Here is a 25506-nt window from a genome sequence, read left to right as displayed (position 1 = left end):
GCCGGAGAGACCGGCACCACGCCGGCCGGCACGCGGTGCAGTCTGTGCAGGATCGGTGGCCTGCGCTCCCGCGGACGAATCCGTGGTATCGAGAACAGGCGTAGCGATCAGGTCCGTATCTGTCACGGAGATCCTTTCCTTCCCTCACTCGCGCCACGCAGAGTCGAGGGTTCGTTCCGCAGATCTGGCATCGATCTGGGATTGCCGTACGTGTTCACGGATCGAACGGTCGGCACGTCCGCCATCACGCCATCCTCCGGCAGATGCGGTCGGTCCGTCTCCCCGAAACGATGTCAGGAGAGGATCGATCCAGGATCGATCGCCCCGATGAATCTGGAGTGAATGCCCTGGAAAGCCAGCGACGGAAACGCACGACGTGCGGACTAAGCACAGAATAGCGACGAACTGTACGTTGAGCAAGGAGAACCCCCGGCCGTGTCGCCGGGGGTCGGCTCCCGACTCGACAGGCCCTGGGGCTCGGTCATACGACCTGCACGCCGTCCGCGACGTCGAGTTCGAGCACGGTCATGTCGTCCGCCTCCGCGGCCGCCCGCAGGTCCGCGGGGAGCGGCTCGGTCGTCAGGGCGAGCACCGTGGGACCGGCACCGGAGACCGCGGCGGGAATGCCCGCGGCACGCAGGGTGGCGATCCACTTGGTGGTCAGCGGCAGCGCCGGCGCGCGCTGCGCCTGGTGCAGCAGGTCCTCGGTCGCCGGCATCAGCAGGTCCGGCCGCTCGGTGAGGGCGACGACGGCGAGTGCCGCGCGACTGACGTTGAACGCCGCGTCGCGGTGCGGCACGAGATCCGGGAGCAGGCCGCGGGTGTGGGCGGTGGACGAGCGCGAGGACGGCACCAGCACGACGACCCGTATCGCCGGGTGGACCGCGAGCGGCACCGCGCGGTAGGTGCGTTGTTCGTCGCCGACGACCGACTCGCTCCACGACACGACCGCGCCCCCGAGAATGCTGGCGGAGGCATTGTCCGGGTGGCCCTCGAATTCGGAGGCGAGCTGGACGAGCTGCGACTCGTCGAGCACGCGCTCGGGCGCCACCTTGCGCACGAGCCCGTTGGCGGCCGCCAGACCCCCGACGGCGGCCGACGCCGACGAGCCCAGCCCCCGCGAATGCGGAATTACGTTGCGGCACAACACATCCAGGCCGTCCGCCCACACGCCGGCGGCTTCGAGGCCACGTTCGACCGCCCGCACCACCAGGTGCGACGGCCCCCACGGCACCTCTTCGGCGCCCTCGCCCTCGACGCGCACCTCGAGGCCCGATGCGGTTGTGGTGACGGTGATCTCGTCGTACAACCCGACGGCCAGCCCGAGCGAATCGAAACCCGGTCCCAGATTCGCACTCGAGGCCGGGACCCGGGCGGTCACGGAGATCCCGACGGGCAACGTCTGCGTCATGTCGTCTTTCCCAACGGAGGAGGGCGAGGCGGTCACTAGGCCAGCTCGAGCGCTGCGGCCACCGCGACCGGATCGACCGGGATCGGCTCCACCTGCGGCATCCCGAGCAGTGCCGTGTCGGGGTCCTTCAGACCGTTGCCGGTGACGGTGCACACCACCTTCAGCCCGGAATCGAGCCAGCCCTCCTTGCGGGCGGCGAGCAGTCCGGCGATCGAGGCGGCGGACGCCGGTTCGACGAACACGCCCTCGGTGGCGGCGACGAGCCGGTACGCCTCGAGGATCTCCTCGTCGGTGGCCGCCCGGAACGCACCCCCCGACTCCTCCTTGGCGGTCACGGCGCCGTTCCACGACGCCGGGGCGCCGATCCGGATGGCGGTGGCGATCGTCTCCGGGTCCTTGACGGGGGCACCGTGCACCAGCGGCGCCGCGCCCGCGGCCTGGACACCGAGCATGCGGGGCTTGCGGGTCGTGAGACCGTCCGCGAAGTACTCGGTGTAGCCACGCCAGTAGGCGGTGATGTTGCCGGCGTTGCCGACCGGCAGCACGTGCACGTCGGGTGCGTCGCCGAGCGCGTCGGCGATCTCGAACGCCGCGGTCTTCTGCCCCTCGATGCGCACGGGGTTGACGGAGTTCACCAGGCCGATCGTGGGGAACTCGGCGGTGGTCTTGCGGGCGAGCTCGAGGCAGTCGTCGAAGTTGCCCTGGACCTGGATGATCTTTGCGCCGTACATGACCGCCTGGGCCAGCTTGCCCATCGCGATCTTGCCGTCCGGGACCAGCACCGCGCAGCCCATGCCGGCCTTGACGGCGTACGCGGCCGCGGACGCGGAGGTGTTGCCGGTGGAGGCACACAGCACGGCCTGCTGGCCGCGGGCGAGGGCGTCGGTGACGGCCATCGTCATGCCGCGGTCCTTGAACGAACCGGTCGGGTTCAGGCCCTCGACCTTCAGATGGACCTCGCACCCGGTCAGTTCCGAGAGGTGAGCGGCCGGCAGCAGCGGGGTGCCGCCCTCGCGGAGGGTGACGGTCTTCCAGTTGTCACCGATCGGGAGCCGGTCGCGGTACGCCTCGATCAGACCCGGCCACGGGGTGTGCACGGGGGTGGCGGTGTTCTTCTCGGGCGCGCTCATTCGGCGGATCCCTCCAGTCTCAGGACGCTGGTCACAGCGATCACGGATTCGAGTTGGTCGAGCGCTGCGACGGTGTCCGACAGCGCCTTGTCGGTGGCGCAGTGCGTCAGCACCACGAGGCGGGCCCCCTCGCCGGCGCCCTCCTGGCGCACGGCGGCGATACTCACGTCCCGCTTGGCGAACTCGGCGGCCACCGCCGAGAGCACACCCGCCCGGTCCGCGACCTGCAGGTTGACGTAGTAGCGGGTGACGATGTCGCTCATCGGGGCGATCTCGAGGTCCGCGTACCGTGATTCCCGCGGTCCCCGGCCCCCGTGCACCCGGTTGCGGGCAGCCATCACCAGGTCGCCCATCACGGCGGACGCGGTGGGCGAGCCGCCGGCGCCCTGGCCGTAGAACATCAGGCGGCCCGACGCCTCGGCCTCGACGACGACCGCGTTGAAGGCGCCGTTGACGGCGGCGAGGGGATGCTCACGCGGCACCAGCGCCGGGTAGACGCGCGCCGAGACCCGGTCCCGGCCGTCGGTGGTGATCCGCTCACAGATGGCCAGCAGCTTGACGGTGCAGTTCAGTGCCCGAGCGGTGGTCAGGTCGGCGGCGGTGATCTTCGAGATGCCCTCGCGGTAGACGTCGCCGGCGGTGACGCGGGTGTGGAACGCGATCGAGGCCAGGATCGCGGCCTTGGACGCGGCGTCGAAGCCCTCCACGTCCGCGGTCGGGTCGGCCTCGGCGTACCCGAGCCGGACCGCCTCGGCGAGCGTCTCGGCGTAGTCGGCGCCGGTCTCGTCCATGGCCGAGAGGATGTAGTTGGTGGTGCCGTTGACGATGCCGAGCACCCGGTTCACCCTGTCACCGGCGAGGGACTGGGTCAGGGGCCGGATGACCGGGATGGCGCCGGCGACGGCCGCCTCGAAGTACAGGTCCACGCGCTTGGCCTCGGCGGCCTCGGCGAGTTCGCCGGTGTACTCCGCGAGCAGCGCCTTGTTGGCGGTGACCACGGACTTGCCCGAGTCGAGAGCCGCGCGCACGAGCTTGCGCGGCAGCTCGATGCCGCCGATGACCTCCACCACGATGTCCACGTCGTCGCGGGTGATCAGACCCTCGGCGTCCGTGGTGAGCAGGTCCTGCGGGATGCCGCGGTCGTCGCGGACGGTGCGCACGGCCACCCCCCGCAGCTCGAGCGGCGCACCGATGCGCGCCTCGAGATCGGTGGCATCGTCGCGGATGATGCGCACGACCTCGGCTCCGACGGTGCCGTGCCCGAGCACAGCCACACCGATCGGGCGCTGCCCCGGTTCGCTGGTCACCGCTTCGGTCGTCACTCCGTAACCTCCAAGCTGAGCAGATCTTCCACGGTTTCCCGACGCAGGACGACGCGAGCGGCGCCGTCCTTGACCGCCACGACGGCGGGACGGGGCAGCAGGTTGTACCTGCTGGACATCGAGTAGCAGTATGCACCGGTCGCGGCGACGGCCAACAGGTCGCCGGCTTCGAGGTCGGCGGGCATCCAGGCATCGCGGATGACGATGTCGCCGCTCTCACAGTGCTTGCCGACGACGCGGGACACGACCGGCTCCCCGTCGCCGGCCCGCGACACCAGGCGGGCCTCGTACTCGGCCTGGTACAGCGAGGTGCGGATGTTGTCGCTCATGCCGCCGTCGACGCTGATGTAGCGGCGCACCTGGTGCGCGCCCACCGCGACGTCCTTGATGGTGCCCACCTCGTAGAGGGTCACGGTGCCGGGGCCGGCGATGGCGCGTCCGGGCTCGACGGCGAGGGTCGGCTCGGGCAGGCCGGCGAGGGTGGACTCGGTCTGCACGATGTGCCGCAGCTTGGCGGCGAGTTCCTCCACGGGCGGCGGGTCGTCGCTGGGCACGTAGGAGATGCCGAGGCCGCCGCCGAGGTCCACGATGTTCATCTGCGCGGTCTTGTCGACGCCGAATTCGTCGACGACGTCGCGCAGCAGGCCGATGACCCGGTGCGCCGCGAGTTCGAATCCGTCGACGTCGAAGATCTGCGAGCCGATGTGGCTGGGCAGGCCGACCAGGCGCAGGTGATCGCTCGCGAACCCCTTGCGGACGGCGGCCATGGCCACTCCGCCGGCCAGGGACAGGCCGAACTTCTGGTCCTCGTGCGCGGTGGAGATGAACTCGTGGGTGTGCGCCTCGACGCCGACGGTGACGCGGATCAGCACGTCCTGCACCACGTCGAGTTCGCCGGCGACCGCGTCGAGCAGGTCGATCTCCGACATGGAGTCCAGCACGATGTGCCCGACGCCCGCGGCGACCGCGGTCCGCAGCTCGGCCACGGACTTGTTGTTGCCGTGCATGGCGATCTTTCCGGCCGGGAAGCCGGAGCGCAGCGCGACGGCGAGCTCACCGCCGGTCGAGACGTCGAGCGACAGGCCCTCCTGGTCGACCCAGCGCGCGATCTCGGTGCACAGGAACGCCTTCGACGCGTAGTGGACCTTCGCGCCCGGTCCGAACGCGGCCGCGATCTCCCGGCACCGGGAGCGGAAGTCGTCCTCGTCGACGACGAAGAGCGGGGTGCCGTACCGCTCGGCGAGCTCGGTCACGGGCACACCGGCGATCGTCATGACACCGTCGTCGCCGCGCCGGGTGTTGCGGGGCCACACGTTCGGGTGCAGCAGGTTCAGTTCGGCGGCGTTCGCAGGCCGCTCGGTCAGGCCCGGTGCGTGCGGGATCTCGGCGTGCCGGGGACCGGCGGGGTGCGCGTTCACATCCGCTCCGGGGCGCTGACGCCGAGCAGTCCGAGTCCGTTGGCGAGCACCTGGCGGGTCGCCGCGCACAGCGCGAGCCGCGCCGTGTGCAGCGGTCCCGGCTCCTCGTCGCCCTGCGGCAGGATGCGGCACGAGTCGTAGAAGCGGTGGTAGGCGCCGGCGAGTTCTTCGAGGTACCGCGCGACGCGGTGCGGTTCCCGCAGTTCGGCGGCCTTGGCGAGGATGCGCGGGTACTCGCCGATCGTGCGGATCAGCTCACCCTCGCGCTCGTGGTCGAGCAGCGACAGGTCGGCGCCCTCGGCGCCGAGACCGAGCTCCGCGGCGCCGCGCCCGATGGACGAGAGCCGGGCGTGCGCGTATTGGACGTAGTAGACCGGGTTCTCGTTGGTGGTGCTGGCCCACAGCTCGAGGTCGATGTCGATGCTCTGATCCACCGACGAGCGCACCAGCGCGTAGCGGGCCGCGTCGACGCCGATCGCCTCGACCAGGTCGTCGAGGGTGATGACCGTGCCGGCGCGTTTGCTCATCTTCACGGCGACGCCGCCGCGCACGAGGTTGACCATCTGCCCGATCATCACCTCGACGGTGTCCGGGTCGTCGCCGAATGCGGCGGCGGCGGCCTTGAGGCGGCCGATGTAGCCGTGGTGGTCCGCGCCGAGCATGTAGATGCACAGGTCGAAGCCGCGCGCCCGCTTGTCCTGGAAGTAGGCGATGTCCCCGGCGATGTAGGCGGCGTTGCCGTCGCTCTTGATGACGACGCGGTCCTTGTCGTCGCCGAAGTCGGTGCTCTTGAGCCACCAGGCGCCGTCCTGGTGGTAGAGGCTCCCGGAGGTCTTGAGCGTCTCGACGGCCTTCTCCACGGCACCCGACTCGAACAGGGAGTTCTCGTGGAAGTACACGTCGAAGTCGACACCGAACTCGTGCAGGGTGCGCTTGATGTGGGCGAACATCAGGTCCACGCCGATCGAGCGGAACACCTCGTGCCGTTCGGTCTCGGGCAGCGCGAGCGCGTCCGGGCGCTGCTGCAGCACGGCCTGCGCGATGTCGACGATGTACGCACCGGCGTACCCGTCCTCCGGCGCGGGCTGCCCCTGCGCCGCGGCGATGAGCGAGCGGGTGAACCGGTCGATCTGGGCGCCGTGGTCGTTGAAGTAGTACTCGCGGGTGACGTCGCCGCCCTGGGTGGTGAGGATCCGGCCGAGCGCGTCCCCGACCGCGGCCCAGCGGGTGCCGCCGAGGTGGATCGGGCCCGTCGGGTTCGCGGAGACGAACTCGAGGTTGATGCGGGTTCCGGCCAGCGTGTCCGCGTTGCCGTACGCGGCCGCGTGGGTGAGCACCTGGGCGACGATCGCGCCCTGGGCGTCGGCGGCGAGACGGATGTTCAGGAAGCCCGGTCCGGCCACCTCGGCCGACTCGATGCCGTCGGCGGCGGTGAGGGCCTCGGCCAGCCAGCCCGCGAGTTCCCGCGGATTCACGCCGGCCTTCTTCGCGACCTGCATCGCGACGTTGGTCGCGTAGTCGCCGTGCTCCGGGTTGCGGGGCCGCTCGACCGTCAGGGTCGCGGGCAGGACGGACACGTCGAGGTCACGCTCGGCGAGCACCCTCGCAGCGGTTCCGTGGAGCAGTTCGGCAAGGTCGGCAGGAGTCACGGGTCTCTATCCTATTGGCTCCGCCTCCCCCGCCGTGACGCCGGTCCGGCCTGTTGTCGCGGTCACCGCCCGGCCGCCGCGGGGACGTCCGCCCACCGTCCGCCCGTAGAGTTGACAGAGCACGCGCGGACCGAGCGTCGTGCGCCCCTCGTTGTCCATCCGTCGAAAGAGCACCCAACGATGCCCAGCGGTTCGGTAAGTGGCGGTCCCGGCAAGAAGTCCGGTGCCAAGTCTGCGAAGGCGATCAAGGCCGCCCAGAAGAAGAGCGGCGGTCGCGGCCTGCCCAAGCAGCGGCAGATCCCGTGGCTGCTGATCGGTGGGGTGGTCGCGGTGATCGCGCTGGTCGCGGTGATCGCCGCCAGCATCATCCCGAAGTACCAGGACTCCCAGGCGCTGGCGGCGTGGACGCCGTCCGAGTCGAATCAGGATCCGTCGACCGCGATCGAGGGGGTCGTGACGGTCGACTACCCCGCGGGCCAGCACATCGGGTCCACGCAGCGCGTGGCGTACGACCAGACCCCGCCGTTCGGTGGGCCGCACGACGCGATCTGGGCCACGTGCACCGGCACCGTGTACCCGGAGGCGATCCGCACCGAGAACGCCGTGCACTCCCTCGAGCACGGCGCGGTGTGGATCACCTACAACCCCGACCTGGTCGATCAGGCCGGCGTCGATGCGCTCGCGGCGAAGGTGGACGGCAAGTCCTACCTGATGATGTCGCCGTACCCTGGGCTCGACTCCCCCATCGCCCTGCAGTCGTGGGGGCATCAGCTGAAGGTGGACGCCGCCGACGACGAGCGGATCGATCACTTCATCGCGTCGCTGCGGCTCAACCGCTACACCTACCCGGAGGTCGGCGCGAGCTGCTCCACCCTGCCCGGCTCGTTCGACCCGAGCAGCCCCCCGCCGTTCGATCCTTCGACGCCGGGCCCGGACGCGGTGCCGATGGACGGCGGCACGGTGGACGGCACCGAGCAGCTGCCCGCCGACATGCAGGCCCCGGCGGGGAGCTGACGTGACGAGCGACACCGCCACCGCCGGCACGGGCCGGCGCACGACCGGCTTGATCCTGGGCCTGGTCGCCGCCGTCGCGATCGGGTTCCTGCTCGGATTCCTGGCCCGCATCCCGCTCGAGGACTCGCAGCCGGCGACGCCGGGCGCCGGCTCCGTCGACGTCGGGTTCGCACAGGACATGACCGTCCACCACAACCAGGCCGTCGAGATGTCCGCCGTGGCGCTGACGACGTCGGACGACCAGCGGGTCCGCAACCTGGCGTACGACATTCTCACCACCCAGCAGAACCAGGTCGGCCAGATGCAGGGCTGGCTGTCGCTGTGGGGGCAGCCGCTGCTGCCGGCCGGGGACTACATGACGTGGATGACCGAGGACTCCGGCCACAGCCACGGCGACGTGGGCCACGCGGACGGCGCCGCGCACACGGACGGGGCGGGGACCGCCCGGATGCCCGGTATGGCGACGTCCGAGGACCTGGCGAGCCTGCGTGGCGCCACGGGTCCGGAACTCGACGTGCTTTTCCTGCAGTTGATGCTGCGCCACCACGAGGGCGGGCTGCCGATGATGGAGTACGGCGCGCAGTACGCGGGCCAGCCGGCGGTGCGCACCCTGGCGCAGACGATGGTCGACACCCAGACCAGCGAGTCGGAGCTCATGACGGCGATGCTCGCGGAGCGCGGTGCGCAGCCGCTGCCCGTGAACTGACCGATCGGACCCGCACGAGGGGGACGGCCCGTCCGGGCCGTCCCCCTCCGCGTCTACCGGCCGGACCGCCCCCACTCCCAGTCGCGGATGTCGGGCATGTCCTCACCGTGGGTGCGGATGTACTGGTGATGCTCGACGAGCCGGTTCTTCAGGTACTCGCGCGCATACGCGGAGATCGGGTGCAGGCGCGGCACCCGGTCGACGACGTCCATGGCGAGGTCGAACCGGTCGATCTGGTTGAGCACGCACATGTCGAACGGGGTGGTGGTGGTGCCCTCCTCCTTGTACCCGCGCACGTGGATGTTGTCGTGGTTGGTACGCCGGTAGGTCAGGCGGTGGATCAGCCACGGATAGCCGTGGTAGGCGAAGATCACCGGCTTGTCGGTGGTGAACAGCGAGTCGAATTCGCGGTCGGACAGCCCGTGCGGGTGTTCGGTGTGGTCCTGCAACCGCATCAGGTCGACGACGTTCACGACGCGGATCCTCAGATCGGGGAACCATTCGAGCAGGATCTCGACGGCGGCGAGGGTTTCCATGGTGGGCACGTCGCCCGCGCAGCCGAGCACCACGTCGGGCTCGACCCCCTGGTCGGTGCCGGCCCAGTCCCAGATCCCGATTCCCTTGGTGCAATGGATGATTGCCGCATCCATGTCGAGGTACTGCAGCTGTGGTTGCTTGCCGGCGACGATCACGTTGACGTACTGCCGGGTGCGCAGGCAGTGGTCGGCCACCGACAGCAGGGTGTTCGCGTCCGGCGGCAGGTACACGCGGATCACGTCGGCCTTCTTGTTGACGACGTGGTCGATGAAGCCCGGGTCCTGGTGCGAGAAGCCGTTGTGGTCCTGCCGCCACACGTGCGAGGTGAGCAGGTAGTTCAGCGACGGTATCGGCCGGCGCCAGTCGATGCCGTTGGTGGGGCGCAGCCACTTGGCGTGCTGGTTGAACATCGAGTCGACGATGTGGACGAAGGCCTCGTAGCAGGAGAAGAAGCCGTGCCGGCCGGTGAGCAGATAGCCCTCGAGCCAGCCCTGGCAGGTGTGCTCGGACAGGATCTCCATGACCCGCCCGTCGGGGGCGAGACGGTCGTCGTCGGGCAGGATGCGGGCGTTCCAGGTGCGTGCGGTGACCTCGAGGACCGGACCGAGCCGGTTGGAGTTGTTCTCGTCCGGGGAGAACACCCGGAAGGTGCTCGTGTTCTCGCGCATGACGTCGCGCAGGAAGGTGCCGAGCACGCGGGTCGATTCGACGCTGCCGGTGCCGGGCGCCGGGACCGGCACGGCGTAGTCGCGGAAGTCCGGTAACGCCAGGTCCCGCACGAGCGGCCCGCCGTTGGCATGGGGGGACGCGCTCATCCGCCGCTCGCCCGCCGGGTGCAGATCGCGGATTGCGGGCACGGGGGCACCGCTGTCGTCGAACAGTTCCTCGGGCCGGTAACTACGCAGCCACTCCTCGAGGATCTTGCGGTGGCCGTCGTCGTCGCGGGCATTGGCGAAGGGCACCTGGTGCGAGCGCCAGTACCCTTCGACCGGCAGACCGTCGACCTCCTTCGGTCCGGTCCAGCCCTTGGGAGAACGCAGCACGATCATCGGCCAGCGCGGTCGCTCGGAGACACCGTCGCGGCGTGCGCGGCGCCGGATCTCGAGGATCGCATCGAGGCAGCGGTCCAGGGCCGCCGCGAACGCCTGGTGCATGTGCTCGGGGTCGGAGCCCTCGACGAACACCGGATCGTGGCCGTAGCCGCGGAGCAGGTGCTCGAGCTCGTCGTGGTCGATGCGGGCGAGGACGGTCGGGTTGGCAATCTTGTACCCGTTCAGGTGCAGGATCGGCAGCACGGCGCCGTCCCGGCGCGGGTCGACGAACTTCGTGGAGTGCCAGCTGGTGGCGAGGGGCCCGGTCTCGGCCTCGCCGTCGCCCACCACGGCAGCGACGATGAGGTCCGGGTTGTCGAAAGCGGCCCCGTAGGCGTGCGACAGGGCGTACCCGAGCTCCCCGCCCTCGTGGATGGATCCGGGTGTCTCGGGGGCGACGTGGCTGGGAATCCCCCCGGGGAACGAGAACTGGGTGAACAGCCGCGCCATGCCGTCCGCATCCCGGGAGATGTCCGGATAGACCTCGCTGTAGGTGCCCTCGAGCCAGGCCGCGGCGACCGGTCCGGGCCCGCCGTGCCCGGGACCCATCACATACATCATCTCGAGGTCGCGGGCGGTGATCGCGCGGTTGAGGTGGGCGTAGACGAAGTTCAGTCCCGGGGTGGTGCCCCAGTGTCCGAGCAGCCGGGGCTTGATGTGCTCGGGACGCAACGGCTCGCGCAAGAGGGGGTTGCCCATCAGGTAGATCTGTCCCACCGACAGGTAGTTCGCGGCTCGCCACCAGGTGTCGAGCGCGGCGAGCTCCTCGCGGCTCAGCGGTCCGGTGCGGGTTGCCGTGTCGGGTCCTGCGTCCACGTACGGTCCTCTCCTGCAGGTGTGTGTCCGGTCTCGTGTCGAGCCTGCCCCGCGCGGATGGCCCGCGCCGGCCGTTCCGGGAAACACTCGCCGAAGAGTTCGTCTCCGGACGGCGCATCCGCGCCTGCCGGATGCCCGGCGAGGCCCCGGAGAAACCCGCTCCGACCAGGCGATGTGGCGTATCGCCGACAATGCGCTACGCTAACTCCCGCCCCACCGCGCAACCGGTGGAGTCCGGAACGCCCTCGTAGCTCAGGGGATAGAGCGCTTGCCTCCGGAGCAAGAAGTCGCAGGTTCGAATCCTGCCGAGGGCACCACGGAACGGCCCCGCGTCGCAGTGCGACGCGGGGCCGTTCCGTTTCCTGCGGTCCGGACTGCCGCAGAGCGGCGTGAGACCATGCGTCACGAAACACAGGCTCCTCACAACGCAGGGTGTGCGCGCCGGCCACGAGCGGAGCTCTCGTGTTCACGGTCCGGTGTCACCGACGGCTGCCCCTCGCGAGGACCCGCACAGCACCAGCGCCGCCGCGCTGAACAGTGACACCGCGGCGGTGACCACGAGCACCGGCCCCAGCCCCAGGCCGGGTATCACGGCACCGGCGAGGGCCGGTGCTGCGACCGAGCTGAGCGCTCCCACGACGAGACAGGCCGTGAACGCCGCGCCCGCGCGCTCGGGTACCAACTCGGCGGTCCAGACCGCGAGCACCGCGGATCCCGTCATGTACCCCATGCCGAAGATGCACGCCGAGGCCGCGGTCGCGGCCACGGAGCCGTCGGCCAGCCCGAGCAGCGCCAGCGCCGCACCGACCGTCGCGAGGCACAGCGCGGCGACCCGGACGCTGCCCACTCGCTGCGCGAGGGCCCCGGTCGCCACCCCCCCCATGCCGGTGAGGCCGACGGCCGCGTAGAGAGCCGGGACGGCGGCCGCCGGGAGGGTGCCGCGGTCCAGGACGTCGGCGGCATAGGTGAAGTAGACGACCACGACCGCGAAGTAGACCACGGAGTAGGCTGCCGGGACCCGCAGCGCTGCCACCAGCGAAGAGGCACCGGGTCCTTCCTCCGGGCGCGGGGCCGGCCCGGTCCGGGGCACCAGGCGCAGGTTCGCCAGGGCCGCGGCCACGGCGGCGAGGGCGATGCCGGCCCACACCAGGCGCCACGAGCCCACCGCGGCCAGGACGGCCAGCCCACCGAGCAGTACCAGTCCGCCGCTGGTGCCGGTGGTGATGATCGCCAACGCTCGGGGTTGCTGCCGCGCGGGCACCGATCGGGTCACGATGTCGGAGTAGGGCGCCCAGACCCAGCCGCCGGCGCTGCCGGCCAGGACGACACCGGCGGCGAGCAGCCCCGGGGACTGCGCGAGGGTCACGATCACCGCCCCCGCGGCGCCGCACACCCCGCCCACGGTCGTCGGAGCGCGCGACCCGCGGCGAGCGGCGAGCCGTCCCGCGAGCAACAGGCCGGCCAGGTAGCCCGCAAACGTTGCGCTGGCGATGAGGCCGAGGGCCAGCTCGGAGAGCCGCAGGTCTTCCCGGATGTCGGGCAGCGTCAGGCCGTAGGCGTAGCGGGCCATGCCGAAGGCGACCCCGACCACCGCCGCTCCGGCCAGGCCGATCCGCCCGCCTGGGGAGAGCGTCATGAATTCCCCCGCATGCCGTGGGCCCGGGCTACGTCACGGACCTTCGGCTGACTCCCGGGAGCGTCGACGATCACTGCGTGCATGCACCGACTCTCCCACGGCCGGATCAACCTCAGTCACCTGCGGCCGACGACCGCGAGACCGGGTATCAGCCCGCCGGATCCTGCTGCGCCGCCGCGGTGATCGGCGCCAGGTCGAAGTAGTCGCGCCAGCCGGCGATCTTGCCGTCGACGACCTCGAAGGCCCCCATCACCGGCAGTTCCACGGTCCGCCCCCCGAGCGTGAACACGTCGACCCGCTCGTTGAGCACCACACCGCCGTGGACGGCCTGGTGCCGGATGCGGAAATCGATGCCGCCGAACGAGGCGACGAACCCGGCGATGAACTCCTCGATCGCCGCGCGCCCACGCACCGGTTCCATCGGAATGTTGTGGTACACGGCGTCGTCGGTGAAGTAGGACGCGAGCACGGCCGGGTCGGGATCGGCCCAGCGGCGGCAGAATTCGGTGACGAGCTCGTCGGGGGTCATACGGTTCCTTCCGTCAGGCCCGGGCGAAACGCGCCGGGTCGGTGCCCGGGACCCGGCGCGCGCGGCCTCGCTCGATGAGGTGCCGCACGTGCGCCGACGCCTCGGACAGCGCCATCTGCTTGCCCGTGGGCGGAGTCTGGTCCCAGGGGCGGTACCACGTCATCCGCTCGGCAGCCTGCCACAGCGTCAGCTCCTCGTCGCCGAAGGCGGCGTACAGGTCGTCGAGGCGTCGTTCGTGGTGCTCGACAAGAGCGCCGGTGCGGGCCGCGAGGTCGTCGATCGGTTGCCGGTGCGCGGGCAGGGTGCGCCGCGCCGGGAGCGTGCCGACGGCGCGCAGCGAGTCGATGAACTCGCCGAGGGCGTCGCGTTCGGCAAGCGGGAAGTCGAAGTCGCCCACGTGCGGGGTCGTGGTGGCGAGGACGTGGTCGCCGCTGAAGAGGATGTCGTGCTCCTCGAGGTAGAAGCAGGCGTGGCCGGGCGTGTGCCCGGGGGTGAACACCGTGCGCAGGGTGCGGCCGGCGAGCGCGATCCGCTCGTCGGTGGCGAGCTTGCGGTCGGGGTGGACGTCGGGCTTGCCGGTCGCGCGTTCCCCGCTCGCCCGCTCGAGATAGGTGACGATCTGCTCGTCCGGGGCGCCGGCGCGGCGCCACTGCTCGGCCTCCCACTCGGCGTTGCCGTCGTCGGAGGTCATGAGGGCGAGCTGGCCGAAGTCGTCCTCGTGCATGCCGACCCAGCAGCCCGACGCCTCCCGGATCCGGCCGGTCAGGCCGACGTGGTCGGGGTGGAAGTGCGTGACGACCACTCCCTCGACGTCCGCGACGGAGGCACCGACGGAAGCGAGACCGTCCTGCAGCGCGGTCCAGGATGTGTCGTCGTTCCAGCCGACGTCGACGAGGACCAGTCCGCGCGGCGACTCCATCGCGTACACCTGGGTGTCGCCGACCGGCAGGTCGCCGACCGGCACGGGGATGCGGAAGATGCCGTCGCCGATGTCGCGGGCGTGGTCCATGGGTCCTCCAGGCACTAGATCGTTAGCTCGTCTATGAACACAAACAGTAAACTATTTGTGTTCGTGCGGCTCGATGATCGCCACGATCGAGCGGATCTCCCCCGCGGGGATGGCGAAGTGCTCGGTGACCGCCACCGTGAGGGCGGTGTCCCCGGCGTCGAGGTCGAGCAGGAACCGCGCGACGACGTTGTCGTCCCATTCGCGGAACGTCAGCTCCCGCACCCGCCGGATCGGGCGGTACTCGGGGCCGTGCTCGAGACGGTCCCGGATCTCGACGCCGGTGTCGCCGGTGCGCACGCCGTTCTCGACCCGCCACGCGTCGGCCGCAAGCCGGACATGCGACGCGTCGTGACTGACGAGGGAACGGATGTAGGAGCGGGCCATCGCGACCCGGGCACTGTCGGTGGGGGCGCCGGCATGCTCGGCGATCGCCGCCATCAGGGCCGGCGCCCAGTCCGGTCGGCAGATCACCAGATCCGGCATGTAGGGGTGGGGGCGGTTGTACTCGAGTTCGCTGCCGTCGATGCGGGCGCAGTACAGCCCCGCCGCCTGCGCGACCCCCACCGGCGCCGCGGAGTCCCACTCCCACTGCCCGCCGGCGTGCACATACGCGTCGACGTCGCCGCGCACCACGGCCATGGCCTTGGCCCCGGCGGAACCCATCCGCACCACGTCGGCGCCGAGGGCGCGGGCGACGTCCGCGACGAACACCGGCGGCCGGCTCCCGCTGACGACGATGCGGGGCCGTCGGCCGCCCAGCGGCCGCAGTTCGGCACGCCCGACGTCCGCGGTGCCGTAGACGGCGCCCACCGCCGGCTGCGCGACCGCGGCGGCGGTGATGCCGCGGCCGGCCTCCCACAGGGCGATGTGCACGGCCCAGTCCTCGTGGTCCGGCATGCCGTACTCCTTGGATCCGTCGAGGGGGTCGACGATCCACACCCGCTTCGCATGCACCCGAGCCGGGTCGTCGGCGGATTCCTCCGACAGCACCGCGTCGGCGGGGCGTTCGGCGGCGAGCCGGCCGAGGATGAAGGCGTCGGCGGCGCGGTCGCCGTGGCGGCCGAGTTCGCGACCGGTGAGCGCGTCGGCCTCGGCCGCGCGGACGGTCAGCAACAGTTCTCCTGCAGCGGTGGCGATCTCGGTGGCGAGGACGGCGTCATCGGTCATGGGGCCAACAATTCCATGATCAGTCCGGCCTGCGCGACCGGATCGCCGTCCTGGGGCCGCAGCACCAGCTCGGGACCGGTGGGCGGCTCGTAGGGGTCGTCGACGCCGGTGAATCCGGTGATCTCCCCGGCCCGGGCCCGCGCGTACATGCCCTTCGGGTCCCGGGCTTCGCAGTCGGCGAGGGGGGTGTCGACGAACACCTCGAGGAACGGCAGCCCGGCCTGCCGGTGCTGCTCGCGGATCCGGTCGCGGTCGGACCGGTACGGGCTGATGAGCGCGCAGATCGTCACCAGCCCCGCGTCGGCCATCAGCTGTGCCACCGCACCCACCCGACGGACGTTCTCCGCGCGGTCCTGCGGACCGAAACCCAGATCGGAGTTGAGGCCGTGCCGCAGGTTGTCCCCGTCGAGCCGGTAGGCCGGCACTCCGGCCGCGAGCAGACGCCGCTCGAGCGCCGCGGCGACGCTGGACTTGCCCGACGCCGACAGGCCGGTCAGCCACACCGTCGCCCCCCGCGAGAGACGTTCGGCGCGGGTCGCCTCCGCCGCGTGCCACACGACGGGGGCCGCGGCGAGGGTGGGGCCGGTGATCATCCCGGCCGCGACGGTGCTGCCGGTCGCGTCGTCGACGAGCACGAAGCTTCCGGTGGTCCGGTTGCGCCGGTAGGGGTCGAACAGGACGGGGCGGCGAGTCCGCAACTGGACCCGTCCGATCTCGTTGAGCGTCAACGACCGTGCCGTCCCGTCGCGGTGCAGGGTGGTCACGTCGAGCCGGTAGTCGAGCCGGACCACCTGCGCGGCGGTGGCGTTGGTGGTGTGCAGCAGGGTGTAGGTGGCGTCGGGCACGAGGCCGGGGCCCTCGGCGAGCCAGCACACCATCGCGTCGAGCTCGTGCCCGACGAGCGGCCGGTTCCCGGGGCGGCACAGCATGTCGCCGCGTCCCACGTCGAGGTCGTCCTCGAGCTCGAGGCACACGGCGCTGCCCGCGAAGGCGCTCGGCACCGGGTCGCCGCCCGGGCCGTGGACGGCGCGCACCCGCGTGCCGTAGCCCGAGGGCAGCACCAGCACCTCGTCGCCGGGGGCGAACACCCCGCTCGCGACGGTGCCCGCGTAACCACGGAAGTCGCGGTGCTCGCCGTGACCGGGACGGATCACGTACTGGACGGGGAAGCGCGCGTCGATGAGGTTGCGATCGGAGTCGACGTGCACCTGCTCGAGACGGTGCAGCAGCGAGGCGCCCTCGTACCAGGTCATGACGGTGGTGCGGTGGACGACGTTGTCGCCGAGCAGCGCCGAGACCGGCACGAAGGTCAGGTCGTGGATGTCGAGTTTGGCTGCGAACGTGGAGAATTCGGCACAGATCGCGTCGAAGCGCTGTTGCGACCAGTCGACCAGGTCCATCTTGTTGACGCACAGCACCAGATGGGGGACGCCGAGCAGGCTGGCGAGGAAGGCGTGCCTGCGGGTCTGCTCGACGACCCCCTTGCGGGCGTCGACGAGGATGAGGGCGAGGTCGGCGGTCGAGGCGCCGGTGACCATGTTCCGGGTGTACTGCTCGTGGCCGGGAGTGTCGGCGACGACGAAGGCGCGGTGCGGGGTGCAGAAGTAGCGGTGGGCGACGTCGATGGTGATGCCCTGTTCCCGCTCCGCCCGCAGCCCGTCGGTGAGCAGCGCCAGGTCGGGGGTGTCCATGCCGCGCTCGCGGCTGGTGCGGGCGACGGCGTCGAGCTGATCCTCGGGCACGGCCTTGCAGTCGTGGAGCAGCCGGCCGATCAGCGTGGACTTGCCGTCGTCGACGCTGCCGGCGGTGGCGATGCGCAGCAACCGGGTCATCAGAAGTAGCCCTCCTTCTTGCGGTCTTCCATCCCGGCCTCGGAGATGCGGTCGTCGGCGCGGGTGGCGCCGCGCTCGGTGACGCGGCTGACCGCGACCTCGGCGACGACCTCGTCGGGGGTGGCGGCGGTGGATTCGACGCAGCCCGTGCAGGTGGCGTCGCCGACCGTGCGGAACCGCACCAGCGCCTCACGCGGCTCGTCGCCCGGCAGGAGGGTGAGGAACTCGTTGAGCGCCAGCAGCATTCCGTCGCGCTCGACGACGGGTCGCCGATGGGCGTAGTAGAGCGGCGGCAGCTCGACGCGTTCGTCGCGGATGTAGTTCCAGACATCGAGCTCGGTCCAGTTGGACAGCGGGAACACGCGGATGTGCTCGCCGCGACGGTGCCGGCCGTTGTACAGCTGCCACAGCTCGGGGCGCTGCGCCTTCGGGTCCCACTGCCCGAACTCGTCGCGGAAGGAGAACACGCGCTCCTTGGCGCGGGCCTTCTCCTCGTCGCGGCGGGCGCCGCCGAACACCGCGTCGAATCCGCCTTCGCGGAGGGCACGCAGCAACGTCCGGGTCTGCAGCCGGTTACGGCTCGCATGCGGACCGACGTCCTCGACGACCCGGCCGGCGTCGATGTCGTCCTGCACCGACGCGACCAGCAGCCGCACCCGGCGCCGGGCCGCCTCGGCGTCGCGGTAGGCGAGGACCTCGGGGAAGTTGTGGCCGGTGTCGATGTGCAGCACGGGGAACGGGATCGGCGCCGGCCAGAACGCCTTGGCCGCCACGTGCAGCATCACCGCCGAGTCCTTGCCGCCGGAGAAGAGCAGCACGGGACGCTCGAAGGTGGCCGCGACCTCCCGGAAGATGTGCACGGACTCGGCCTCGAGGGCGCGCAGCAGGGGCAGTTCGTACGACGGCGTGAGGGTCATCGGGGCTCCAGCTCACGAGCGCCGGTCCAAATATGTACCGGCTCGGTCGAAAGGTTCGCCCCGAACGATAGAACGAGTTTCAGTTCCGGGTCAACGCCCCCGCTGGGCGGCTGCGCCGCCGGTGTGTCGTTTGGGCGGCGGGGACAGCCCAAAGGACGCCCCGGCGGCGGCCTCGGCCGTCATCGGGGCGGGCGACGCCCGCCGAGTTCGCGCGTGACGGCTTCGGCGGTGGCCACGAGCGCCACCCCGCGCCGGGCGATCTCCCGATTGGTCAGCGTCGCACCCACGTGGAGGGTGAGCACCACCGACTGCCGCCCGTCCGCGTCGTGGACGGGGGCGGCGAGCAGGTTCACCGGGTGCTCGGCATCGTCCGGTTCCGCCCCGGCCAGCAGCACACGCTCCCCCAGGCTGGACACCATCTCCCCCAGCAGTTCGCGCAGCTCCGCCGGCAGGTCGTGCGCCGCCACCCCCGCCATCAGCGCATGCAACCGCCGGCCACCGGCCGTGAGCGACTCGACCAGGTACCCGGCGGCGCGGCACTCGTCGACCACGTCACGCAGGCGGTCCCGGTCCAGCCGCACCGGAAGCGTCGGTTCCCGTGCGAGCCACTGCTCGAGCCGCTCGTCGGAGTCCCACAGCACGTACATCAACCCGACCGGCGGCGCGAACGGATACACCTCCCCCACCCTCGCCCCGGCGCCGGCCGGATCGGGCCCGGCGACGTCGAGGACGGCGATGCGGTCGCCCACGACGGCCGACGCGGCGCAGGTGGCGCCGAACTCGGCGCCGAGCGCGGCCAGGTGCCGGTGGGTGACGGGACCGACGGCGAAGCCGCGCTGCGCGGCCCGGCCCGCGACGATCAGCGCGGGACCGAGCCCGTACGACCGGTCTGCGGGATGACGCATCAGGTAGCCGGCGTCCGTCAGGGCGGTCAGGATGCCCAGGCACGTCGGCTTGCTCATCCCCAGCCGGCGCGCCAGCTCGGAGAGCCCGAACCGGGCCTCCGGATGCGCCACCAGGTGGTCCAGGACCTGCACGACCCGCTCGGTCGGTGGCGAACGCCGCGCGGTCGACGGCGCGGGGGCCTCGGTCATTGACGCCTCCTTGGAACACGTTCTATCGTCGCTGCACCAGGAGCCTACCGCACCGGTACATATTTGAACCGCAAGGAGATCGTGTGCTCACCGATCCGCTCACGTCCGCCATCACCGAGGCCGAAAAGCTCGTCGCGACGGCGCCGCACATCCGCACCGAGCAGGACCTGATCGAGGGGTACCGCTACCTCGCCGGCGGGATCGCCGCATGCGTGCACTCGGCGTGGGCCGTCGAGGCGTCCCATCCCACGTTCGTCACCGGCACGGGCCCCTACACGAAGATGGGGCTCGACAACCCCGACACCCTCTACTGGGGTGCGCGCATCCGCGACGACGCCGAGTACGTCGTCACCGGCCGTCGCGGCACGACCTGCGACCTGAGCTTCCAGGTGCTCGCCGGCAACTACACCGACGCCCAGGTGCCCGGCAACGTCACCGCATTCGACGACCGCGAACTGCACGTCGCCGACGACGGCACCTTCGAGGCGCGGTTCGGCCCCGGGCCCGCCGACCCCGGGAACAACTACTTCACCCTCACCCCCGGTTCGTCGCAGCTCGTCGTGCGAGAGGTCTACAGCGACTGGTCCCAGCGGCGCGGCACCCTGCGCATCGACCGGGTCGATGCGCTCGGCACCCCGCCGCCCGAACCGACGCACGACGATGCCGCCGCCCGCTACCGGCGCGCCGGGAAAGCGCTGGTGTCGCGGGTGCAGACGTGGCTGCAGTTCCCGCAGTGGTTCTACCTCGACCTGCCGGTCAACACGGTCACCGCTCCGCGGCCGACGCCTGGTGGCCTGGCCACGCAGTACTCGTCCGTCGGGCACTTCGATCTGGGCGACGACGAGGCGATGATCCTCACCGTCCCCGCCTCCGACGCGCCCTACCAGGGCTTCCAGCTGGGCAGCCTCTGGTACATCTCCCTGGACTACGTCCACCACCAGACGTCGCTGAACAACGCGCAGGCCCAAGTGGATCCGGACGGGATGATCCGCATGGTCGTCTCCGCCCGCAACCCCGGCGTCGCCAACTGGGTCGAGACCCTGGGCCGCAGCCGCGGGTTCCTGCAGTTCCGCTGGCAACGGCTCGCCCGCGAACTCACGGCCGCGGACGGCCCCACCGCCGAGGTGGTCCCGTTCGACGACGTGCCGGCCGCACTGCCGTTCCTCGACCACAGCCGCGTCACGCCGGAGCAGTGGTCCGGGCGGATTGCCGCCCGCCAGACCGCGATCGCCGACCGGATGCTCGGGTGAGCGCCGTGACCACCCCGAACCCCCTGCTCGCCGGACAGGTCGTCGTGGTCAGCGGTGTCGGGCCGGGACTCGGCCGCACTCTCGCGGTGCGGTGCGCCGAGCACGGGGCCGACGTCGTCCTCGCCGCCCGAACGACCGCCCGCCTCGAGGACGTCGCGGCCGAGGTCACGGCCCGGGGCCGACGGGCCCTGGCGGTCCCGACCGACATCGCCGACACCGACTCCGCGTCCCGGCTCGTCGAGACGACCCTCCGCGAGTTCGGCCGGGTGGACACGCTGGTCAACAACGCATTCTCGGTGCCCTCGATGAAGCCGCTGGCCCGCACCGACTTCCAGCAGATCCGCGACAGCATCGAACTCACCGTCCTCGGGGCGCTGCGCCTGACGCAGTTGTTCACCGAGGCCCTGGCCGGGACGAAGGGCTCGGTGGTGAACATCAATTCGATGGTGCTGCGGCATTCACAGGAGCGCTACGGCAGTTACAAGCTCGCCAAGTCCGCCCTGCTGGCGATGTCGCAGTCCCTCGCCACCGAACTGGGCCCCCAGGGCATCCGCGTCAATTCCGTTGCCCCCGGTTATATCTGGGGTGAGACGCTGAAGGGCTACTTCGAGCACCAGGCGGACAAGTACGGCACCACCGTCGAGCAGATCTATCAGCACACCGCGGCCGGCACCGATCTCGGGCGTCTGCCCACCACCGAGGAGGTGGCCGACACCGTGATCTTCCTCGCCTCCCCCCTGGCCCGGGCCGTCACCGGCCAGTGCCTGGACGTGAACTGCGGCGAATACCACCACTGAAGCCGTGCGCGGTTTCGGTAGCCACTGCTACCGAAACCGCGCACGGGGATCGGAGATCCATGACCGAGCGCACCAGCGTCGGCACCGTCGAGGACCTGCACGCCTCCGCGACCCGGCTGACCGGCCTGACCGACTTCGGCGACGACGACTACACCGACGCCCTCGGCGTCCTGCTCGACTCGTATGCGCGCGACGAGCAGCTCACCCCGCTGGGCAGCAAGATGTCGCGGGTGTTCCTGCGCGGCGCCCTCGTCGCCCGCCTGCTGAGCGAGGCGGCCTGGCGTGCCCACCCCGAACACGCCGACGTGACGATCGAGCGCCCGATCTTCGTCACCGGGCTGCCCCGCACCGGCACCACCGCCCTGCACCGCCTGCTCACCGCCGACCCCGCCCACCAGGGACTCGAGATGTGGCTGACGGAGATGCCGCAGCCCCGGCCCCCGCGCGAGACGTGGCCCCAGAACCCGGCGTTCGCCGCGCTCGAAGCGGGATTCGCGCAGCATCACGTCGAGCACCCCGAGTTCATGGGCGTGCACTACATGTCCGCGGGCGAGGTCGAGGAGTGCTGGCAGCTGCTGCGACAGTCCTTCCGGTCGGTGTCGTACGAATGCCTCGCGCATCTGCCCACCTACTCGCGGTGGCTCGCGCAGCAGGACTGGACCGGCGCGTACGCCCGGCACCGCAGGAACCTGCAGCTGATCGGGCTGCCGGACGCCGACAAGCGCTGGGTCCTGAAGAACCCGAGCCACCTGTTCGCCCTCGACGAACTGCTCACCGTCTACCCCGACGCGCTGATCGTCGTCACCCACCGCGACCCGCGCACCGTGATCCCGTCGGTGTGCAGCCTGGCCGCGCACGCCACCGACGGCTGGTCGCACACCTTCCGCGGCGAGCGCATCGGGCGCAGCCAGCTCGAGCTGTGGGCGCGCGGGTTCGACACCTTCGAGGCGGCCCGGCGCCGGCGCGACCCGGACCGGTTCGTCGACGTGGACTACCGCGACTTCGTCGCCGATCCCCTCGGCACGGTGGGCGCGGTCTACGACCGGCTCGGCATCCGGCTCACCGCCGGCGCCGAGCAGGCGATGGCCGCGCTGCACGCCGAGAGCCGCAGCGGGGATCGCCGGCCGGCGCACCGCTACCGGCTCGAGGACTTCGGGTTGAGCGCGGCCGAGGTGGACGAACGATTCGGGGACTACGCCTGCCGCTGACCGACGGCGACCGCCGCGCCGGCGAGGACGTCGAGCAGCGGGAACAGCGCCGCGGCGATCAGGTCCCCGGTCTCGACGAACACCGGCGCGGACAGGCCGATCGGGTCGGGAATGTTCGGGGTCCGGGCCGCGCCGCTCGGATCCCGGCAGGCATCGAGCCGCGCGACCGTCGCCGCGCCGGTGACGGTCGCGATGCGGTGCGCCTCGGTGAGGGTGAACGACTTCGCCGCGGCGCCGGCGACCAGGCCGGACACGCGGTCGCGCTGCTCCTCGCTCATGGTCAGGACCAGGTCGGCGCCGTCGACCATCGCGGCGGTCACCCGGCGGGCGCGGAAATCGCTCGCATCCGCACCGAGTCCGGCGATGACCGCGGCCGCCCGCGGCTCGACGGGATACCCGACGAGGGCCCGGGTGCCGGCGCTCTCGGCGGTCAGGTCGGCCCACCCGGACTCGCACGCGTACGCCCGCGTCAGCCGCTCCGCGATCACGGACCGGCAGACGTTGCCGCTGCAGACGAACAGGATGTGCACGCGCGCACTCTAGCCGTCGCGAATCGAGCGGCGGGCGGCCACATTTGGATGTCCTCGCGGGTTCATGCGACGTTGTTCCGGCCGTTGCGTGTCGTTCACCCTCGGCGGCCGGCCGCGCGGGGCGCGGAAGCTGTGTCCGCGTCACCTCCACGCGGCACCACGTGGGATGATCGACGTATGCCCGCACCGCTACCGCTCGATCCGATCGCCGAGGCCCACCGCCAGTGGACGGCCCACGGCTGGGGCGAGGTCGCGGACGGCATGGCCGCGGTGACCTCGGTGATGCGCGCGCAGCAGATCATGATGGCGCGGGTCGAGGAGGTCCTCAAACCGTTCGGGCTCACCTTCGCCCGGTACGAGCTGCTGACGCTGCTGCATTTCACCCGGACCGGGGCGCTGCCGATGGCGAAGGCCAGCGCCCGCCTGCAGGTCCACCCGACCAGCGTCACGAACGCCGTCGACCGGCTCGAGACCGCCGGTCTGGTGCGCCGCACCCCGCACCCGAGCGACCGTCGCGCGACGTTGGTGGAACTGACCGACGAGGGACGCGCGCTGGCCGTCGCGACCACCGAGAAGCTCAACGCCGAGGTGTTCGCGCGCCCCGGCGTGCCCGACGATCAGCTCGAGACGCTGCTGCGCATCCTGGCGGGCCTGCGCCACGACGCCGGCGACTTCGACACCGGCGGCGAGCCCAGCCGCTGGTGAAACACACCGGGGCCGTTCCGCACGAGTGCGGAACGGCCCCGGTGTGTTTCGGACGATCAGGCGTGCTCGAACTTCGGTGCACGCTTCTCGACGAACGCGGCCATGCCTTCCTTCTGGTCGGCGGTGGCGAACGTCGAGTGGAACACCCGGCGTTCGAACTTCACGCCCTCGGCGAGGGTGGTCTCGAAGGACCGGTTCACCGCTTCCTTGGCCATCATCGCGACGGGCAGCGACATCGACGCGATCGTGGTCGCGGCCTCGAGCGCCACGTCGAACAGTTCCGCGGCCGGCACGACGCGCGAGACCAGGCCCGCCCGCTCGGCCTCCTCGGCGTCCATGTTCCGGCCGGTCAGGCACATGTCCATCGCCTTGGCCTTGCCCACGGCGCGGGTGAGCCGCTGCGAGCCGCCGATGCCGGGGATGACGCCGAGCTTGATCTCGGGCTGGCCGAACTTGGCGGTGTCCGAGGCGATGATGAAGTCGCACAGCATCGCCAGTTCGCAGCCGCCGCCGAGGGCGTACCCGGAGACGGCGGCGACGATCGGCTTCCGGATCGACGAGAGCCGATCCCACTGGGAGAACAGATCTTCCGCGTACACCTCGGAGAACGTCTTCGGCGCCATCTCCTTGATGTCCGCGCCCGCGGCGAACGCCTTCTCGGATCCGGTGAGCAGGATCGCACCGATGCCGGCGTCGGCGTCGAGTTCCTCGACGGCCGCCACCACCTCGCGCATCAGCTGGCTGTTGAGGGCGTTGAGCGCCTTGGGCCGGTTGAGCGTGATGATGCCGACGCGGTCCTTGCGGTCGAGCAGGATCGTCTCGAAGTCCGTCACTGGGTTTCCTGTTCTGTCGAGCGGTTGCGGATCTCGGTGATGATGGCCGAGAAGTCCAGCCCGCCGCCACCCGAGGTGTTGAACCGGTGGTAGATCTCCGCGGCCCGCAGACCCAACTCGGCGTCGACGTTGTTGGCGCGCAACGCATTCGCGGCCAGGCCGAGGTCCTTGTCCATGAGCGCGGCGGCGAACCCGGGCTGGTAGTCGTTGTTGGCGGGGGTGGTGGGCACCGGGCCGGGCACCGGGCAGTTGCTGGTCAGCGCCCAGCACTGGCCGGAGGCGTTGGACGCGACGTCGAAGAGGGCCTGGTTGGTCAGGCCGAGCTTCTCACCGAGGACGAAGGCCTCGCTGATCGCGATCATCGACACGCCGAGGATCATGTTGTTGCAGATCTTGGCGGCCTGGCCGACGCCGGACCCGCCGCAGTGCACGACCTTGCGGCCCATGACCTCGAGCAGCGGCTTCGCGGCCTCGAAGTCCTCCTCCGACCCGCCGACCATGAAGGCCAGGGTGCCGGCGGCGGCGCCCGCGACACCGCCGGAGACGGGCGCGTCGATCGCGCGGTGCCCGGCCTGCACCGCCTTCTCGTGGGCGGCGCGGGCGTCGGCGACGTCGATGGTGGAGCTGTCGACGAACAGGGTGTTCGGCCGAGCGGCCGACAGGACCTCGTCGTACAGCTTCAGCACGAGGGCACCGTTGGGCAGCATGGTGATCACGACGTCGGCGTCGCGGACCGCGTCGGTCGCGGACTCGACGATCGTGAGGCCGTCGGCGCGGCCCTGTTCCTGGGCGGCGGGCACCGGGTCGTAGCCGGTGACCGGGTAGCCGGCCTTGACGAGGTTCGCGGCCATCGGCCCGCCCATGTGGCCGAGACCGAGGAAGGCGACGTTCGGCAGAGTGCTCAT

22 protein-coding genes and 1 tRNA gene are annotated in these 25506 nt (G+C 71.2%); 7 read left to right on the top strand and 16 right to left on the bottom strand.

The features are described from left to right. Window positions 1–481: 481 nt before the first annotated feature. From thrB to argS, 5 genes are read right to left on the bottom strand one after another with little or no spacing between them, the layout of a single operon-like run. Window positions 482–1411 (bottom strand): homoserine kinase, encoded by a 930-nt coding sequence (thrB, locus tag OEY_RS0121705; RefSeq protein WP_010595873.1) that lies wholly within the window; start codon window positions 1409–1411, stop codon window positions 482–484. Between the two features lie 35 nt (window positions 1412–1446). After that, a complete protein-coding gene (thrC, locus tag OEY_RS0121700; protein ID WP_010595872.1) occupies window positions 1447–2541 on the bottom strand; it encodes a threonine synthase in 1095 nt (364 codons plus the stop codon). Next, entirely contained in the window at window positions 2538–3848 is a 1311-nt protein-coding gene (locus tag OEY_RS0121695; protein ID WP_026138058.1) for a homoserine dehydrogenase, read from the bottom strand. Before OEY_RS0121695 ends, thrC begins: the two co-directional genes overlap by 4 nt. 11 nt (window positions 3849–3859) lie before the next feature. Next, window positions 3860–5281 (bottom strand): diaminopimelate decarboxylase, encoded by a 1422-nt coding sequence (gene lysA / locus OEY_RS0121690; protein WP_010595870.1) that lies wholly within the window; start codon window positions 5279–5281, stop codon window positions 3860–3862. Beyond that, entirely contained in the window at window positions 5278–6930 is a 1653-nt protein-coding gene (gene argS, locus OEY_RS0121685) for an arginine--tRNA ligase (RefSeq protein ID WP_010595869.1), read from the bottom strand. The genes lysA and argS overlap by 4 nt, the downstream gene beginning before the upstream one ends. Window positions 6931–7110: 180 nt before the next feature. On the opposite strand from argS, the gene OEY_RS0121680 reads away from it, so the two are divergent. Both OEY_RS0121680 and OEY_RS0121675 read left to right on the top strand, forming a co-directional pair. After that, window positions 7111–7944 (top strand): DUF3105 domain-containing protein, encoded by an 834-nt coding sequence (locus tag OEY_RS0121680; RefSeq protein WP_010595868.1) that lies wholly within the window; start codon window positions 7111–7113, stop codon window positions 7942–7944. A 1-nt stretch (window position 7945) separates the two neighbouring features. Continuing rightward, window positions 7946–8650, top strand: a complete 705-nt coding sequence (locus OEY_RS0121675; protein ID WP_010595867.1) for a DUF305 domain-containing protein — start codon at window positions 7946–7948, stop codon at window positions 8648–8650. 53 nt (window positions 8651–8703) lie between these two features. On the opposite strand, the gene OEY_RS0121670 is transcribed toward OEY_RS0121675, so the two are convergent. Beyond that, window positions 8704–11094 (bottom strand): phosphoketolase family protein, encoded by a 2391-nt coding sequence (locus tag OEY_RS0121670; protein ID WP_010595866.1) that lies wholly within the window; start codon window positions 11092–11094, stop codon window positions 8704–8706. 241 nt (window positions 11095–11335) lie between these two features. Here OEY_RS0121670 and OEY_RS0121665 point away from each other — a divergent pair. Beyond that, window positions 11336–11411 (top strand) — tRNA-Arg (locus OEY_RS0121665). Between the two features lie 149 nt (window positions 11412–11560). On the opposite strand, the gene OEY_RS0121660 is transcribed toward OEY_RS0121665, so the two are convergent. The 7 genes from OEY_RS0121660 to OEY_RS0121630 all read right to left on the bottom strand — a co-directional run bounded on the left by OEY_RS0121660 (window position 11561) and on the right by OEY_RS0121630 (window position 19278). Continuing rightward, window positions 11561–12730 carry an MFS transporter gene (locus OEY_RS0121660; protein ID WP_010595865.1) on the bottom strand — a complete coding sequence of 390 codons (1170 nt, stop codon included), beginning with the start codon at window positions 12728–12730 and terminating at the stop codon, window positions 11561–11563. Window positions 12731–12878: 148 nt separating this feature from the next. Next, window positions 12879–13259, bottom strand: a complete 381-nt coding sequence (locus OEY_RS0121655; protein ID WP_010595864.1) for a limonene-1,2-epoxide hydrolase family protein — start codon at window positions 13257–13259, stop codon at window positions 12879–12881. A 13-nt stretch (window positions 13260–13272) separates the two neighbouring features. Beyond that, window positions 13273–14268, bottom strand: a complete 996-nt coding sequence (locus OEY_RS0121650) for an MBL fold metallo-hydrolase (RefSeq protein WP_010595863.1) — start codon at window positions 14266–14268, stop codon at window positions 13273–13275. 51 nt (window positions 14269–14319) lie between these two features. Continuing rightward, window positions 14320–15435, bottom strand: a complete 1116-nt coding sequence (locus OEY_RS0121645; protein ID WP_010595862.1) for a 3'(2'),5'-bisphosphate nucleotidase CysQ — start codon at window positions 15433–15435, stop codon at window positions 14320–14322. After that, window positions 15432–17267, bottom strand: a complete 1836-nt coding sequence (gene cysC / locus OEY_RS0121640; RefSeq protein ID WP_010595861.1) for an adenylyl-sulfate kinase — start codon at window positions 17265–17267, stop codon at window positions 15432–15434. Before cysC ends, OEY_RS0121645 begins: the two co-directional genes overlap by 4 nt. Beyond that, window positions 17267–18184: a sulfate adenylyltransferase subunit CysD gene (gene cysD / locus OEY_RS0121635; protein ID WP_010595860.1), complete on the bottom strand. Its 918-nt coding sequence runs from the start codon at window positions 18182–18184 to the stop codon at window positions 17267–17269. The genes cysC and cysD overlap by 1 nt, the downstream gene beginning before the upstream one ends. Window positions 18185–18363: 179 nt before the next feature. Then, complete coding sequence (locus tag OEY_RS0121630; RefSeq protein ID WP_010595859.1) at window positions 18364–19278, bottom strand: IclR family transcriptional regulator; 915 nt, start codon at window positions 19276–19278, stop codon at window positions 18364–18366. Window positions 19279–19361: 83 nt separating this feature from the next. On the opposite strand from OEY_RS0121630, the gene OEY_RS0121625 reads away from it, so the two are divergent. From OEY_RS0121625 to OEY_RS0121615, 3 genes are read left to right on the top strand one after another with little or no spacing between them, the layout of a single operon-like run. Then, window positions 19362–20528, top strand: a complete 1167-nt coding sequence (locus OEY_RS0121625) for a hypothetical protein (RefSeq protein ID WP_010595858.1) — start codon at window positions 19362–19364, stop codon at window positions 20526–20528. Beyond that, window positions 20525–21325 (top strand): SDR family oxidoreductase, encoded by an 801-nt coding sequence (locus OEY_RS0121620; RefSeq protein ID WP_010595857.1) that lies wholly within the window; start codon window positions 20525–20527, stop codon window positions 21323–21325. Before OEY_RS0121625 ends, OEY_RS0121620 begins: the two co-directional genes overlap by 4 nt. 59 nt (window positions 21326–21384) lie before the next feature. Then, window positions 21385–22533: a sulfotransferase family protein gene (locus tag OEY_RS0121615; RefSeq protein WP_010595856.1), complete on the top strand. Its 1149-nt coding sequence runs from the start codon at window positions 21385–21387 to the stop codon at window positions 22531–22533. Here the strand turns inward: OEY_RS0121615 and OEY_RS0121610 are convergent. After that, the gene (locus OEY_RS0121610; protein WP_010595855.1) at window positions 22518–23063 is read right to left on the bottom strand and encodes an arsenate reductase/protein-tyrosine-phosphatase family protein; all 546 of its coding nucleotides are present in this window, start codon (window positions 23061–23063) and stop codon (window positions 22518–22520) included. The genes OEY_RS0121615 and OEY_RS0121610 overlap by 16 nt on opposite strands. A 177-nt stretch (window positions 23064–23240) precedes the next feature. Here OEY_RS0121610 and OEY_RS0121605 point away from each other — a divergent pair, with 177 nt between their 5' ends. Next, window positions 23241–23768, top strand: coding sequence for a MarR family winged helix-turn-helix transcriptional regulator (locus OEY_RS0121605; RefSeq protein WP_010595854.1), 528 nt, complete (start codon window positions 23241–23243; stop codon window positions 23766–23768). Between the two features lie 56 nt (window positions 23769–23824). Here the strand turns inward: OEY_RS0121605 and OEY_RS0121600 are convergent, their stop codons facing one another. Beyond that, entirely contained in the window at window positions 23825–24601 is a 777-nt protein-coding gene (locus OEY_RS0121600) for an enoyl-CoA hydratase (protein ID WP_010595853.1), read from the bottom strand. Next, a complete protein-coding gene (mmsB, locus tag OEY_RS0121595) occupies window positions 24598–25506 on the bottom strand; it encodes a 3-hydroxyisobutyrate dehydrogenase (RefSeq protein WP_010595852.1) in 909 nt (302 codons plus the stop codon). The genes OEY_RS0121600 and mmsB overlap by 4 nt, the downstream gene beginning before the upstream one ends.

Source organism: Rhodococcus sp. P14 (genome assembly GCF_000256505.1).
Taxonomy (GTDB): Bacteria; Actinomycetota; Actinomycetes; order Mycobacteriales; family Mycobacteriaceae; genus Rhodococcus; species Rhodococcus ruber.
This window is presented reverse-complemented; position numbering and strand designations above follow the sequence as displayed.